Below are 14,624 nucleotides of genomic sequence, written 5' to 3'. Positions count from 1 at the left end.
ACCAGCACTAGCGTAAAGACGTCGCATCGGCATGCGGGAACCGCGTATACCTGATCTCTCGGTTCGGGGTCTCGGGTGACTTGTCCTTGTCCTCGTTATCCTGCGTGCAGTCCGGATCGGACAGCCATACCCCGGCGCCCATCATGAACATGAAGAGGCAATATGTGGCGTCCCACAAATGCACGGTGAAGGCCGAAACGATCATGCTGATGAAGGCGATCAGATAACCCCGCCGAACCCCCGCAAGCAATCCGGTCAGAGGCGCGGTGATGGCCTTCCAGCAAATTAGGATGGTTGTAAGAGACAACAGGAACCACGCAATAATCCCGTAGCGCATCGCAAGCAGCAGCCAGAAATTGTCAACGCTTGATCGCAGCCAGTGCGGCCGGGTCCAATCGCGCAGCCCAATGCCGAAGATCGGATTCGCGAAGACGTCGTCGATCGCATTGTTGAAGATATGAATCCTGTTCCAGGCGGCCCCCGGCGAAAACGTCAACTCCGTCGCGATGATCTGAAAGGCGTTTCGATTGGATGCCAGTTCCAGGATCACATAGAGGATACCAAACAACACCAAAAAGATCTTCCACCTGTTCTTGACCGTTTTCAATACCTCGTCCCATCCGATCAGCAAGGCCTGCAGCAGCACTCCCATGAAGGCGCCTGCCGACAATGAGCTGAACACGGCGACCCCAACGAGGAATGGTCGGCGCGCGCGTTTGAAAAGCCCGGCCTCTGGGTTCAGCGTGTACCATGACAAGGCGAAGGCAGGAGCGCAGAACACACCAAACAGGATGGGATGCGGCATGGTCGCCTGCGCGCGTTCAAGCCCTAGCCTGGGTTCCTGATGCACATCAAAATAGACGGAAAAAACGCCGCGGAAGGTTTTCAGCAGGATGGGGGTGCCTGTCATGTTTTCGTACAGCGCAAATGGCAGCAGAACCGCAACAACCAAGAAATACCAGCGGACGAATGCCTGAAAGGATGACAGGCTTCGGATCAGAACACGCGCAGCCAAATAGGGAACGACGGTTTCGATCACCAATATACCTGCAAACTGCCATTGCGCGCTCATCCCGTGATTGACGAACATTGCTATCATCATCCACAGGCTTGCCGTGATCACCAGAATGTCCGGCGCACGGATTTTTCCGGCCGAGCCATTTACCCAGCGGACAAAGAACAATAGCGCAAAGACAAGAAGGTAGAGGCGATAGACGCTCAGCCGAAGGCCGCCCAGAAAAAAGAAGAACGGCATCACCAGAGATACGACGAAGAGCGCAATCAAAAGCCGGTTGGGCGAGACGTCTTCCGCGCGCCCCCCAGATTGAATTCTGTCCTGTGCAGCCAGTGTCATCACTCTGTGTCTTTCACCGGCCCAATTGGGCACGGAGCCTCTTTTCGGCGTCCTCGATATCATACAACGAACCCAACAGATCATAGTCGGGCTGGGTTATTTCCAGCAACGCATCGATCTGTCGCTCTGTCAGAGTGCTGTCGCGCGGCCCAGGCTTGGATTTGTTGACATGCTGCACCGGAAACGGCCGCCCCAGGCGTTCGGACAGAAAAGAATACATGTCGTTGACCGACTCGAGCCGGAAGACATGATCGAAAAACCCCAAATCGGGGCCCAAGTGCCATGAATACGGGGTCGTGTGCACCCGAACGGGGCGGCTGACAGCGCGGTATTCACTGAAATGGTCGATAAATTCGCCAAAGGTCGGATCAAGGGGTAGCCCCTCGTTCTCGATATCCATCTCTTCGTCGCGCCAGCGGAACTGATTGCGGTGGACCTTGTCGCGCCAGGCCGATTGCAGCCGGGCGACCGGGTCACGGACCAGCGTGAATGTCGCAAAGCCATCCGGCACCACGGCCTTTCGGAAGATCTGGGTTCGAAATCCGTCTTGTTCATGAATGTTGCGCGCGCGTACCAGCTTGGCCCGTGCCAGGCGCCAACGCAGGTTGTTCAAGACGCGGGTAGCGCCGCGGCCCTTGAATGGTTCACCACGATCCAGTTCCCAGAGCATTTCCTTCAGGCTGCTGCTGCCAACTTTCGTGATGTCAAAATAGACTGCTTGCAGAACCTGCGAGACAACCGCCATCACTCTTCCTCGAAAACCGGAAAACCAATCGCTTGGAATCATAAAGCGACACCCATTGATTACAATGACCCTTTGACCGCAACGGAAACTTGTCTGCCCATCGGGCAACAATGGCTTGAAGCGCTGGTCATTGTTATGCCATCTGCACCAGGAAGGCTGGCGCGGCTTTCAAAGTAAATGACGTGCCGGCTGTTGTTGGTACATAGTGCGGATGGCCCTTGTGGCCGTTTGGTTGGTTCAGTGGAGATCGCATGCCCGCCGGCAAACTCAGGACGTGGCTCTTTGTTCTTATCGTGGGCGCGCGCATGTTGCCGACTTTCGGGCGAAGAGCCCGGAAGAAGATATGGGGCAAACCCAATTTCTTTTCGAAATCCGCACCGCGCAGCATTCCCAAGACGATCTGGATCTATTGGGATCGCGGTGAAGAAGGCGCGCCGCCGCTTGTGAAGGAATGCATCGCCTCGTGGCGCAGGCACAATCCCGGCTGGAGCATTCGTGTTCTTGACGCGAACACGGCGGCGGATGTCGCCGAGCTGCAGCACGATCCGACGGTGTTGCCTGTTCAGTCCTACGCGGACCTTCTGCGCCTGCGCCTTTTGCGGCGATTTGGCGGAGTTTGGGTGGACGCAACGACCTATTGCCTCCAGCCGCTCGACAATTGGCTGCCGTTTGCGTCGCAGCGCGGGTTCTTCGCTTTCACTTGGACAAAGAATGATCGCTGGTTCATCTGGCCGGGTATGCGCCGCTCCATGACCAATTGGTTTCTGGCCTCCGAGCCTGACGGCATAGCCGTATCCTATTGGGAGCAGGCCAGTTTCCAGTATTGGGACGGCCGATCGAAACCGCACAACTACTATTGGCCGCATGTCATGCTGGACTATCTGCGCCTGACCAGCCGAACGTTCCGGCGCGCGTTCGACGACATTCCCAAGATCAGCTGCTATGGGCCGCATCTGGTGCATGATGCGGTGACTCACAGCATCAACATCGAAGAAACCTCCCTGGCCCTGAAAACCGGCGCGGTGCCCGTGCAGAAACTGCGCTGGAACTGGAGCGAGGAGCGTATCGAACAGGCGCTTGCGCTGCTGCGGGATGCCGAAGCGAGCACCGGCAGCCGCGTGAAGGAACCGCAGCCCTGAGCGCCGCCTCGGAGCGTCAAGCGGATTGGCGTATTCGCTGCCGGACCTTTTGGTGCAAGGCAACATCCGCGCTGTAATGGTTGGCCACGAAGTCCCGAACCTGCGCGGAATCGAAGACCGGCTGAGGGGTAGTTACGATTGGCTTCATCAGCAAACGGCGCGCTGATCGGCGCACGGCGTCGTGCACCGGGTCAGGCAGCATTCGCCGCGCCGCCGCACTGCCGGCCCGTGCCAGATTCTTCAACTGGGGATGACGAAATACCTGGGTCTTGTTGGCATGTCCCACCGGAAGGGTTTTCAGACCGATACGTTGCGCCAGTGCCTCCGCCAGATCATCCAGCCGTTCAACGGGGAACAGGTTGCGAACGAGAACCTCGTCGCCAATCTGTACAAAATCCGACTGGCGCGCGAAATGAATGAACTCCGGCGCGATCACGTCAGGTTCCTGCCGCAAATAGTCCTGAACGATCTGCAGCTCGGATCGTATCCTGTCTTCCGGCATCTGAGCGAGTTCGCATCCCAGATACATCTTAGCCCTTTGGGCCATCGCCGAGCGAAAGCGCTCAAAAGGGTCTCGGATCAGCGCATAGCTTTCGTAGACCGTCAGCTTTTCGAAGGCTTCAGGGTCCACTTCGCGCAGCAGGTGCAAAGGAAGATGGCGAAAATCCAACTCGCCGAACCTGGGGTGCCGCTCAATGGTGCGGATAAAGCGCTCATCGGCATCATGGTACGGCATCACCGCAACACGAACCGACGTGCCGGCGCATTTCGGGATGTGGATGAAGACAAACCTGTGGCGATCCGAAAAAATCATGAACAAACACTTTCAATTCAACCACGACTATATGCCGAATCCACAGAGGACTTGGCAATGAATTGGTTGAAAAACCACGAAGCGGGCAGAATGGTCGCCACCCTGCCCGCTCCTGTACTAAATCAGTCAGGTCTTCCCGGCCTCAGGCCAGAAAGTCGCCCGCGTTGCCACCCAGCGGATCGACAAACTGAACGTCATCGTCGATTGCGAAACCGCCGAGGTCACCGTCGGCATAGCGACCGTGGCTGAAGCCGATGTCCCAGCCCCATTCGCGGCCTCCGGAAAAATCGAGATCGATGTCCGTTCTGTCCAGGACGACCTGACCGTCAACCAGCACCTGCAGCCGATCAGCGACCTGATCGGCCATCACGACGATCTCGTGTTCCTGAGTATCATTCAGCCCAAGATCCGCGACATAGAAGCCTTCGTGGAACTTGCCATCGTTGTTTCTGACATGGGCTTTCAACCCGTCGTCAACGATCGTGAGGCCGATGTGACCCTTATTCCAGACCAGCCGTTGCGCGCTGCCATCGGCCTCATCCCTGGCAAATTCCACCGCGAATGCCAGCTGATCCGAATTCTCGAACTGCTGCAGGCGGCCGATCTTCAGCTGGTCCTTGTGGCCATCGAAATGAACGACAGGGCCGTTCGCCGTGTCAACGACCTGCGCATCGCCCTTCAACGTGGCCTGCCCGTTGCCCGGCAGCCCAGCGATGTCCAGGACAAAGTCGTCGAATACCATCACGACGGGTGCCGAAGTTCCCGCATCCGGCGACGTGGGCGCGGACAGACCGGAATCAGGGGCGGTCGGCGTCGATGCATCGTCGTTGGGTGCGGTCGTCGATCCCGATCCATCCGCTGGCGCAGACGTGCCGGTATCAGGGGTCGTTGGCGCAGAGACCGTTCCCGAACCACTTCCGCTCGACGGAGCAGCGCCGGTCCAGCTGCCCATGTCCATCGGATACCCGTCAACTATGCTGGATCCTGCATCCAGCAGGTCGACCGTACTGCCCGTCACGACGCCATACTGGTTGTAGCCGTCGGTCGCGGACGTAGCGTGGTACACGAACTGCGTGTCATAGTAGCCCGGCTGGGAGGGATCATTGTTCTGGATGATGGCGTTGTTCTGCACCGACCAGTGCGATTGGCCGTTGTAGCCCACAACCGAAGGCGTGGCGTTCTGTTCGATGGTGACATTCTGCGACCCGCCACCGACGATAATCTTGGGGGTGGCCACACCACCCGTCTGCTGGGTCGGCACCGCGATCAGAGTGTTGTTGTTGATTGTCAGGCCGTCGATCATATGAACCGCGATGCCGTTGGCATGCGCGTTGTACAGAACGTTGTTTTCAATCACGATGTTGTGGTTCCAGTGCGTCGGATCGGAATAGACCGCCTTGTCTGCGCCTGCCCAGATCCCCTGGGTGTAGTCCCCTGCACCGATGTCCAGAACGTTGTTCCTGATGATGATATTGTCGCTGCCTGTCCCGTTCGAACGCTGAATCTGGATCATGTCGCGATGATCACCGGAACCTGCGGCGCCGCCGAAGTCGTGAATATAGTTGCCTTCGATCAGAACATTCTGCACCTCGCCCAAGGAGATACCGTCCGAGCGGATGGTATGAATGTTGTTTCCGATGAAGTCGATGTCGCTCGACCGCGAGGCGCCCAGGGCCTTCCACCAAGAATGGAACTCGGTGTTCGTTACGTCGATATTGTTCGAGTCGCGAATGACAAGACCCTTTCCGAAGCCGGTGCCATCCGCACTGGTTCCCGTTCCGCTTGCAAAGTCACCGTCGAAGACCGAGTTGTCGATGGTGACGTTGCTGCTGTGCGAGATCAGGAACTTGGTGGTGTGGTTCCGATCACCTTGAGTGTAGGTATAGTCGAACACGATCTCATCGAACTTGATGTTCGAGACGTTCGTCAGGTAAACTTCTGAAAAACTTGCCATCGCATTCGGATCGGCGGATTTGATCGTCACATCCGACGCGAATTGAATGTTTTTCAGGCTGAGCTTTCCGTAGTCGCCGGCCGCAAGCAGTATCGTTTCCCCACCGACCGCTTTCGACAACGCCAATTTCAGTTCGGCCTCGGACGTCACAGTGATTGCTGTCGTCATGTTTCACCTTCTTTGTGTCAGGCGCTGTGAGTGCAGCGCGCCATTTCCCGCTACTTGGGACCAGAGGGAACAGCCGCACGAAGGCGACAGGTTGTCCGGAATGTGGCTATGTCTGGAAATTGTTGCCTGTATTGAGACAAAATTGCCCCAACGCCGTCATTTCCGAGCTAACTCGTTACTCGATACCGGGAATTGTTCCCCTTCCCTTCGCGGTAGCCTCTCGTTTGACGTATTGATTCGCTTAGCGCAACAACGGACACAATTTTGCCATTATCCGGGCATTTCTCTGCGCAACCTCGTGGGCGATGAGCAATCATTTGCTGGATGCCGCTACGTCAATTTGGCCTGCTACCACCTTCGCTCCTTTCAGTCGCTGTAGATTCGAATTGTGGACATGGCCTTCGGGCGCGCTTAGCCTGTTTGCATGCCCTTTGGGATTGTTCAGACAAATAGGTTTCAAATGTGTTTATTGTTGCGAGTTCTCACCCTAATCGCGGGTGTGTGCGCCCTGCAGCCTGGACGCACCGCCGCGGCCTCTTCGACCTGCAACGGTCACACCGTTCCAGCACTTGGGCCCGCGACGATAAAGAGCTTGGCCATCGCGGACGCAAACGCCCTGTCAAGCGCGCTGAAAACGGCCACCGGGGGTGAGGTATTTGTCTTGCAGGCCGGGAACTACGGTGCGCTGAAGGTCAAAAGGGCGTTCAAGGCGCCGGTCACGCTTCGGTCGGCATCTGCGGCGTCACCTGCCTGCTTTACCGAACTGAGGATCGATGCCGCGGGGAACCTGGTTCTTGATGGATTGGTCTTTGACTACGAGTATTCGCAGGGCGAAAAGGACTCGGCCAACCGTTTTAGCATCCTGAACAGTCGGGGCATCACTATCACCAATTCGGTTTTTGATGGAGGGCACAGGGCTGGGGCCGGCCATGGTCGGGGGCTGCGCATCCGGGACAGCGCCAAGATAACCATTTCCGGCTCGGTCTTTCGCAAATGGTGGAAGGCACTGACAGGTGACAGCGTCGTCGACCTGACCATCCGGGGCAATGATTTCTCGGACATCCGATCGGACGGCATAGCGCTGGGAGTGATCGACGGTTTGGTGATCGAAGCCAACCGGATGCACAATTTCCGGGGCGTGAAGGGCAACAAGGACCATCGCGACATGGTGCAGATCCTGCGCAGTTCGAACCGGCGCAGCACGAACATCACGATACGGGACAATATCTTTGACATGGGCGCCGGCGACTATGCCCAGACCATATGGATGGGCGGCGACCGAAAGAACCTAGCCGATCCGATGCTGCGCCATCAGAACGTCCTGATCGAAAACAACGTTATCTACAATGCGCACACGCATGGAATTTCGGTTCATGGGATCGACAACCTGTCCATTCGAAAGAATTCGGTCATCCGGGTGCGCCGCGCGGAAACCGGCAAGGTTACGATCCCGCGGATCAATGTTTCCGCATCACGATATGTCGTGATCGAACAGAACGCCGTTGCAGGCATCATCGGCTACAAGAACCAACCCGACTGGGTCGTTCTGAACAACGCCCTCATTCAGGATCAATCCCCCTCGGCGCCCGGATACTACGACCGTGAGTTCATCTACTATGCCACCGGAGCAACCGACGGCTACAATGAATACGGCGTGCGCCCCGGTGGCCTGATCGACCAGCTCGACGCAGGGTCACCGCTGGTAGAGACCTATCCGACCCGCTAGTTCGGCCGATTTCGTCACGGCTGTTCGAGTTCAGAGGCGGAGATCGGGCCTCGGGTGAAGACCACATGATCCTGATCGCTGGATCGCCCTTTCAGGAAATAGACCGAACGTCCTGGATAGGCAGCGGCAACGGTCCGGTTGCTTTCCGGCCCCAGGTCCATCGCAAACAACGGGCTGTCTGCGCCCGGGGTGAAATCGTTCAGCCAGAAGGCGCTACCGTATTCCCGGTCTGCATCGGTCGAAATAAACATAAGGCTGTTGCGGTATGCATCCTGACGGGCCAGCGTTTCGTATTCGTCGTGATACCCGTTGATTTCGGGATACCGGTTGAAGCCCAGCCAGCTTTCGAACACCAGAACCGAGCACAGGCAGAGAAACGCGACGCCCGCGCCGATCCGCTGCTGCGCCAGCCCGTCGGGGTACAGTTGCGAAAACCTGCGCGCAGCCGTCGTGATCCCCAATGCCGTCAGGATCAACAGCGGGACGCTGGTCATGAACCAGTATCGCGGCCCGGCGAAATAGCCGCCATAGAACCAGAACAGCGCGTACAGGCAGATCGTGGTCACGACGATCAACGCCATCCCGCCGGCAAATCTGCTCCAACGGCCCCACAAGACGAAGAACAGCACAAAGGCCAGCGAGGCTCCACCCCAACCGAACAGCGAAAAGTTCAGTTCATAGAGGTTTTGCTGGCTGTTGATCAGCCCCTCAAGCGGGCTGTGCCCGGGAAAGACATCGACATTGCCCCAGTCCGGCGCGCCGATATCCGGCCCGAAGCCAAGCGCGTTGGATCCCGGCCCCCAATATTCTTCGTAATAGGCGTTCAACGGCGTGGTCAGCGGGTCGCCGGTCAGATAGGCGTTGTAGGGAAAAATCAGCCCGCCCACGACGATACAGCCCAACCCATAGGCCAGAACCGTGCGCCAATGCCGCCGGTCCGCAAGGAATGTCAGCGTCCAAAACCCGGTCAGAACCCCCATGAACAACCCTTCCAACGGCCGTGTCATCAGCAGCCACCCCATCAGCGCGCCGGCGATGAACGGAAAAATCACAGACGGCTTTTCCCGGGCCTTCAGCAGAAGGACCCAGGCCCCCAGAACCAGTGCGTAAGTAAAGGTGTGGATCAACTGAGTGGCCGCCATCGAGATGATCCAGGGCGATACGGCCATGAGCAGAACCACCAGGTTGGCCGTGCCCCGGTCGGTCATCTTGCGGGTAAAGACGTGCAGCAGCAGAACGCTGATGCCAGCCAGAACCGGATTGACCAGCCAAGGCGCCCCCAGCTTGACCCCCAGCGCCAGGGCTGCCGCCCAGCCCGGGAAGGTCGTGACGAACCAGCGGTCCTGATAGGTATCCATCAGATAGTGGTCGAAAGCCTGGGTCGATGGCGGCACCGGCAGGGTCAGCAGCCCATCCGCAAGATAGCGGGCGTGGAACTGGTACAGAATATCGTCCAGGTGCGGGACGCCCTCCAAAGCGGCTAGACTGACCAGAAGGGACATCAGCAACAGAAAGACCGCCCCACAGATCGGGACAGCCCTGTCGAGCCTTCGGACCTGATCGCCGCTGCCCGGCAGGCTGAGGTTTCGCGCGACTCGCTGGGACAGGTCGCGCAACCGATGCGCTGGCAGGGACATCATGATAGCGAGGAAGCTGGCCAGGTTGATGCCGATGAAGGCCGAACCGATGACGACATGTTTGACCAGCCGGGGATAGTTTTCGGTCGCTACGAAGCCCATCGCGCCCTTTGCAGCGATCACCAGAATGGCCAGGAAGATCGCCACCCGAAGAACGCCCAGATCGCGCAGCACTCGTGGCGCCTCGGCCAGCGCGCGATGTTTGAACAGGACCAGGGCCGCGACGGCGGACTGCGCCAACACGGCCCCCATCATTGCCACGGAAAAGACGTCGGACCGGAAGCGAACGTTCTGAAACCACGTCGGCTCTCGGACTGCAAGCTGAGCGCCGAACCCCACAAGGAAGGTTGCCGCAGTCAACCCGGCCGTCTGCCAGGGCGTGCCCAGCGTCAACGCGACCCCGAACAGCGCCACGGCCGCGACCATGAGCCACCAGCATTCCACGCGCCGGAGCACGGATAGGTCCACCGCACCCCAAAGAGCAAAGGCAAACAAGCCCAGGGCCAGCATCGCCACGACAACCCGGATCGCCCCGAATGGCCAGGCCTCGGCCCGGCTCGAAGCTTGCATGTTGTCTTCCATTGCACCCCTCCCGTTTTGCGCAACCGGTTTGTCAGAATCCCTGGGCCAGAGCACCCGGAGCCCCGTCAACTTGCTCCGACGTCGACGACCAGAAACAGCTTGCGCATCAACGGCGGTTCGCCCCAGGAAAACAGCTGGGCGCATTTCACGTCGTATTTTTCGACGATCTCCTTGTGGGCCCGGCTTTCGCCAGCGGTCCAAAGATCGGTGTCGCCCCAGTCGTCATAGCCGATCAGCGTTCCCGGGCGGATCAGGCGGTGTTCGAACATGAAGTCCAGAACATCCATCGTGCTGTTGTAGAGGTCGGCATCGATATCGACATAGGCCGCGGGCTGAAAGACGCCGCTTTCCACCAGTTCGGGGCGCAGCGTTTCGGAAAACCACCCCTGGTGGATCGTGCATCGATCGTCGGTCATGTCCATGGCGGCCAGTTTTTTCTTCAGCTCGGGCAGCGGCGCGGAGAAGGCACCGACATTCCACACCGCCGGAACCTGGATACCCGGGTCTTCCTGGGGCAGACCTTCGAACGAGTCGAACAGGTGCATGAACGGAATCTCCATGCCGCGGTTCTGCAGGCCCATGACCAGCCCTTCTACTGTGCTGCCATGGGCAACGCCGAAACAGTAGAACTGACGCTTGTCTTTCAGCGTATCAAATCGCGCAAGATACCAGGGAATCAGCTGCCGCCACGAATGGATGCCCCATTTCATCTCGGCGATTTCATCATCAGTGAGGTCCAGATCGGTCGTGGCCATCAGCCGTTCGACTGGCCATTTGCGCGCCACGCGGCCCCATTTCACCAGAAACAGCTTTTTCTTGATCCAATCGATCATCACGTCCTCACACTCATACCAAAACCTTACCAAAACGAATTCAAACAAGCTTAGGGCACAATCCGGCGAACTGCACCCTTTCCTTTATGGCGGGCTCTGCAGAAACGCCCGCAACCGGTCCACCGCACGCGGCATGAAGCCCAGCAGAATAACCCCTGTCGATACCACGCCGATCCCGATGGCCGCGGCGACATAGATCGCATCGGGGATACGCCCCAGCATGGCCAGCCGCCAGGCGCCCACGACAACGGCCATCCCCGCCGCCAACAGCAACGGCGCGACCAGCATCTTGCAGAACTGAATGGGTCTGATTGCCTCGGGGGCGTGCGCGGCCCGCATCCGCAGCGGAAACGCCAGAAGCGCGCGCAGCGCCACCGCTGCCGCTGCCGTGACCGGCCCGAATTGGCTGGCCAGTCCGATCAAGACGAGGCCCAGCACCGCCTCGGCCCAAGCAGCCCAAAGAAGCGGCTGCACCCTGTCGAGCGCCAGCAGGTAAGCCTCCTGGATCGAACTCAGCGCAATGATTGCATAGGCCAGGCACAGGAACGGCAGGATGCGGCTGGCTTCATGCCATTCGGGACCCAGCAAAAGATCGACCAGCGGAAAGGCGATCAAAGCCAGCCCGGTATAGGCGACAAAACCGCTGAGTGCGGCCAGCTCGATCAGGTCGAGGTAGAAATCCGCCGTCGACTGCCGGCTGCGCCGCAGCGCCGCGATTGCCGGTTGCCCGACCCCCTGCAGGCTTTTGACGAACACGGTCAAAACGATCTCGGACAGTCGGGCCGCAAAGGCGAACAGGCCGACGGCTCGCGGATCGGCCATGTATCCCAGCATCACAGTGGGTGTCTGAAGAATCACAAGGGTGATAAACCGCAGCCGCAGAACTTGCGCCCCCAGCCCCTTCACCATGGCGAAATCGGATCGCGACGGCCATTTCTTGGGCACCCAACCCGCCGCCAGGAATGCCAGTAGACTGTTCACACCGATTTCCGTCAGCCGTTGGCCAACAAGGCTCCAGGCACCAAAACCCTTGGCCGCCATGGTGATGCCCACCACTCCGCCGGCCGCCACGCCGGCGATGGTGCGAATGGCCAGCGCCTTGAAGGCCAACTGGCGCCGGAGCAAGGCTGTCGGCACCCCGGCGGCGGCAATCATCAAGACTGTCGGACTGGCGGCCATCAACAAGGGTTTGACGATGGGCTCTTGGTAAACAAACGCCGCGATGCTGGCGATTGTTGTCAAAATCAGAACGATCGCGACGGCCAGCCCCAGCAGAACAACCCATGTGGCCTCAAGCCGCCCGGGCTCGATGACCTCGCGTGCGACGATGCCTTCGGTGATCGTATCGCGCACCAGAAATTCGCCCAGAAACAGGAAGGCAAAAGCCATGGACACCACGCCAAAGCTTTCCACGCCGATGAGCTTGGCAATCACCAGAAAAATAAGCGCTGCCGCGATTTGTTCGAGCCAGCTGGCGACCGTGCTCCATGCCACGTTCTGGGTGAACTGCCGTTTCATTGGTTTCCCGCTGCCGCCGATCGCTTTCTTGACCCCTGCCCCGCAGCCGTCAAAACCGGGCGGGCCAGAGACCTGAAGCAAATGCGTGCATACCGGTCCGAACCTGTCAATCGCCCGTGTTGACGGGTGAATGATTTGCGGTCAGAGTTTTAAGGTGCGTCTCGGACGTTTCGGCCTTTCTGTCGCGGCCCTGCAGGCAGAGAGACCCTTGGTGAGTATACTGATTGAATTGGTTTGAAAGGATTTGAAAATGGATTGGTCTAAGAAGAACGTGCTCGTCACCGGCGGGTGTTCTTTCATCGGATCCCACCTTGTGGAAAGCCTGGTCGAGCGCGGCGCATATGTTCGGGCGGTCGATGACTTGTCCAGCGGCATCCGCGAAAATCTGGATGACGTCCTGAACAGCGGCCGCGTCGAATTTCGCGAGGCCGACCTGCTGGACCCGACCACCGCAGCCGAGGCCGTCGCTGACATGAATGTCGTGTTCCACCTGGCCGCGACCCATGGCGGACGGGGATATATCAGCACCCACCAGGCCGCCTGTTCGACCAACCTGGCGCTGGACAGCATCATGATCCGCGAAGCCCACAAGGCGGGGGTAGAGCAGTTTACCTTTGCCTCGTCAGGTTGCGTCTATCCGACCAGCATCCAGGCCGATCCGAGTGAGACCCTGTACCTGACCGAAGATCTGGTGAAACCGCCTTACGAGGCCGACGATCTGTATGGCTGGGCCAAGCTCATGGCCGAGCTGTCGCTGAAAGCCTATCACGAGGAGCATGGCTTCAAATGCGCCTCGGTGCGGTATTTCACGGCCTATGGCGAACGTTGCCCGGCCAACCATGCGGTCGTGGCGATGATCGGGCGGGCCTTTCTGCAGCAGAACCCCTTTGTCGTGTGGGGCACCGGCGAACAGATTCGCAACTGGACCTATGTATCGGACATCGTCGAAGGCACGATCCGCGCGGCTGAACGGATCGAGGACGGCACCGCGGTCAATCTCGGCACGATGGAGCGTACCTCGGTTCTGCAGGCGGCCAAAATGATCCTCGAACGGACGCAGCTCGACGCCGAGATCCAGCGAGACCTGAGCAAACCCACCGGCCCCTACAACCGTGTGGCCGACAACAGCTTGGCCAAAAAGCTGCTGGATTGGGAGCCCAAGGTCAGCTTCTCGGACGGGCTCGACCGCACGATCCGCTGGTATTTCGCATCGCATGACCGCGATGCCCTGGCCAAGGATTTCGAAGAGTCATTGACCGAGCGCGGCTTGGAAAAGCCCGGACTGAAAACCGCGGCCGCAAACTGAACGCGCCTCCGGGTCGGACACCTGGGGGCCGATCCGGCCTTGGCCCGCAGAGGGTGATATCAGTCATTCAGCAAGGCCGACAGCCGCTCGGACCCGTCGCGCAGCACGTCCAGAAACCCCAGCAGGCCGGAAAGATCGTGGCGCTGGGTTGGGGCGTGAACCGACAGGGTGGCCACCAGGCGCTGGCGCCTATCCCGGACCGGTACGGCAACCGCCGCCATTCCGGTCATGAATTCTTCATCGTCGGTCGAATACCCTTGGCTGCGGATTTTCTCCATCTCGGCCCGCAAGGAATTCGGGTCGGTCATGGTCCGCTGGGTCCGGGGCTGCAGCGGGCGTCCGGACAGGACCCCATTCAGCGGCTTCTGCCGCAGGGTGGACAGATACATCTTGCCGCTGGCAGTGCAATGAAACGGCACTTGCGTCCCGATCGGCAACTGAATGCGCAGGGGCCACTTGGTCTCGACCCTATCCAGATAGATCATCCCCTCGCGGTCGGGGATGGCCAGGTTGCAGGTTTCTCCGATTTCGTCCGCCACCCCCCGCAGGATCGCAAGCCGCGCGGTGCGCAGATGTTCGGCCGAGATGGTATTGACCGCAAGGCGCCGCAGCCTTGGCCCCGGACCGTATGAACGGCCATCGAGGTCGCGCTGCAGAAACCCCTCGGCCTCGGCCGTCTGCAGCAGCCGGTGAACGGTTGGCTTGGCTAGGCCGAGCGTCTCGATCAGGTCGGCCGGCCGCACCGCCACTCCGCGCCGGGCCACCTCCTCCAGAATGACCAACAGGCGCAAGTTGGGGGGAATCTGCGTGTCGCGCTCGGGTGCCTCGGGGTCTGTCATCCGGCCACT

Annotated in this window: 11 protein-coding genes; 3 read left to right on the top strand and 8 right to left on the bottom strand. The window is 59.3% G+C overall.

Annotated elements, in window-relative coordinates; genetic code table 11:
- Positions 1–7: 7 nt before the first annotated feature.
- Positions 8–1,354, bottom strand: coding sequence for an O-antigen ligase family protein (locus AC2FME_RS04220; protein WP_496799715.1), 1,347 nt, complete (start codon positions 1,352–1,354; stop codon positions 8–10).
- 13 nt (positions 1,355–1,367) lie between these two features.
- Complete coding sequence (locus AC2FME_RS04215) at positions 1,368–2,207, bottom strand: sulfotransferase family 2 domain-containing protein (RefSeq protein WP_496685687.1); 840 nt, start codon at positions 2,205–2,207, stop codon at positions 1,368–1,370.
- A 197-nt stretch (positions 2,208–2,404) separates the two neighbouring features.
- Here AC2FME_RS04215 and AC2FME_RS04210 point away from each other — a divergent pair, with 197 nt between their 5' ends.
- Positions 2,405–3,238 (top strand): capsular polysaccharide synthesis protein, encoded by an 834-nt coding sequence (locus tag AC2FME_RS04210; RefSeq protein ID WP_496799714.1) that lies wholly within the window; start codon positions 2,405–2,407, stop codon positions 3,236–3,238.
- 16 nt (positions 3,239–3,254) lie between these two features.
- On the opposite strand, the gene AC2FME_RS04205 is transcribed toward AC2FME_RS04210, so the two are convergent.
- Together AC2FME_RS04205 and AC2FME_RS04200 are read right to left on the bottom strand one after the other, a co-directional pair.
- A complete protein-coding gene (locus tag AC2FME_RS04205) occupies positions 3,255–4,052 on the bottom strand; it encodes a sulfotransferase family 2 domain-containing protein (protein ID WP_496799713.1) in 798 nt (265 codons plus the stop codon).
- Positions 4,053–4,194: 142 nt separating this feature from the next.
- Entirely contained in the window at positions 4,195–6,174 is a 1,980-nt protein-coding gene (locus AC2FME_RS04200) for a right-handed parallel beta-helix repeat-containing protein (protein WP_496799712.1), read from the bottom strand.
- A 592-nt stretch (positions 6,175–6,766) separates the two neighbouring features.
- Between AC2FME_RS04200 and AC2FME_RS04195 the strand changes: the two genes are divergently transcribed.
- Positions 6,767–7,900, top strand: a complete 1,134-nt coding sequence (locus tag AC2FME_RS04195) for a right-handed parallel beta-helix repeat-containing protein (RefSeq protein ID WP_496799711.1) — start codon at positions 6,767–6,769, stop codon at positions 7,898–7,900.
- Between the two features lie 14 nt (positions 7,901–7,914).
- On the opposite strand, the gene AC2FME_RS04190 is transcribed toward AC2FME_RS04195, so the two are convergent.
- The 3 genes from AC2FME_RS04190 to AC2FME_RS04180 form a co-directional block, all read right to left on the bottom strand.
- Positions 7,915–10,119 (bottom strand): hypothetical protein, encoded by a 2,205-nt coding sequence (locus AC2FME_RS04190; RefSeq protein WP_496799710.1) that lies wholly within the window; start codon positions 10,117–10,119, stop codon positions 7,915–7,917.
- Between the two features lie 65 nt (positions 10,120–10,184).
- Positions 10,185–10,952 (bottom strand): TylF/MycF/NovP-related O-methyltransferase, encoded by a 768-nt coding sequence (locus AC2FME_RS04185; RefSeq protein WP_496799709.1) that lies wholly within the window; start codon positions 10,950–10,952, stop codon positions 10,185–10,187.
- A gap of 84 nt (positions 10,953–11,036) precedes the next feature.
- On the bottom strand, positions 11,037–12,470 hold the full coding sequence (locus AC2FME_RS04180; protein WP_496799708.1) for an oligosaccharide flippase family protein: 1,434 nt from the start codon (positions 12,468–12,470) through the stop codon (positions 11,037–11,039).
- Between the two features lie 250 nt (positions 12,471–12,720).
- Between AC2FME_RS04180 and AC2FME_RS04175 the strand changes: the two genes are divergently transcribed.
- On the top strand, positions 12,721–13,776 hold the full coding sequence (locus tag AC2FME_RS04175; protein ID WP_496711910.1) for an NAD-dependent epimerase/dehydratase family protein: 1,056 nt from the start codon (positions 12,721–12,723) through the stop codon (positions 13,774–13,776).
- Positions 13,777–13,835: 59 nt separating this feature from the next.
- Here AC2FME_RS04175 and AC2FME_RS04170 read toward each other — a convergent pair whose 3' ends face one another.
- Entirely contained in the window at positions 13,836–14,615 is a 780-nt protein-coding gene (locus tag AC2FME_RS04170) for an IclR family transcriptional regulator (protein WP_496684024.1), read from the bottom strand.
- Between the last annotated feature and the right edge of the window lie 9 nt (positions 14,616–14,624).

This window comes from Ruegeria sp. BHSC026 (assembly GCF_059613065.1).
This window is presented reverse-complemented; position numbering and strand designations above follow the sequence as displayed.

Coding starts and splice junctions, on each gene's coding strand:
- AC2FME_RS04185 (WP_496799709.1), bottom strand. CDS start 10,952: ATGATCGATTGGATCAAGAAAAAGCTGTTTCTGGTGAAATGGGGCCGC.
- AC2FME_RS04190 (WP_496799710.1), bottom strand. CDS start 10,119: ATGGAAGACAACATGCAAGCTTCGAGCCGGGCCGAGGCCTGGCCATTC.
- AC2FME_RS04200 (WP_496799712.1), bottom strand. CDS start 6,174: ATGACGACAGCAATCACTGTGACGTCCGAGGCCGAACTGAAATTGGCG.
- AC2FME_RS04210 (WP_496799714.1), top strand. CDS start 2,405: ATGTTGCCGACTTTCGGGCGAAGAGCCCGGAAGAAGATATGGGGCAAA.
- AC2FME_RS04220 (WP_496799715.1), bottom strand. CDS start 1,354: ATGACACTGGCTGCACAGGACAGAATTCAATCTGGGGGGCGCGCGGAA.
- AC2FME_RS04205 (WP_496799713.1), bottom strand. CDS start 4,052: ATGATTTTTTCGGATCGCCACAGGTTTGTCTTCATCCACATCCCGAAA.
- AC2FME_RS04175 (WP_496711910.1), top strand. CDS start 12,721: ATGGATTGGTCTAAGAAGAACGTGCTCGTCACCGGCGGGTGTTCTTTC.
- AC2FME_RS04170 (WP_496684024.1), bottom strand. CDS start 14,615: ATGACAGACCCCGAGGCACCCGAGCGCGACACGCAGATTCCCCCCAAC.
- AC2FME_RS04180 (WP_496799708.1), bottom strand. CDS start 12,470: ATGAAACGGCAGTTCACCCAGAACGTGGCATGGAGCACGGTCGCCAGC.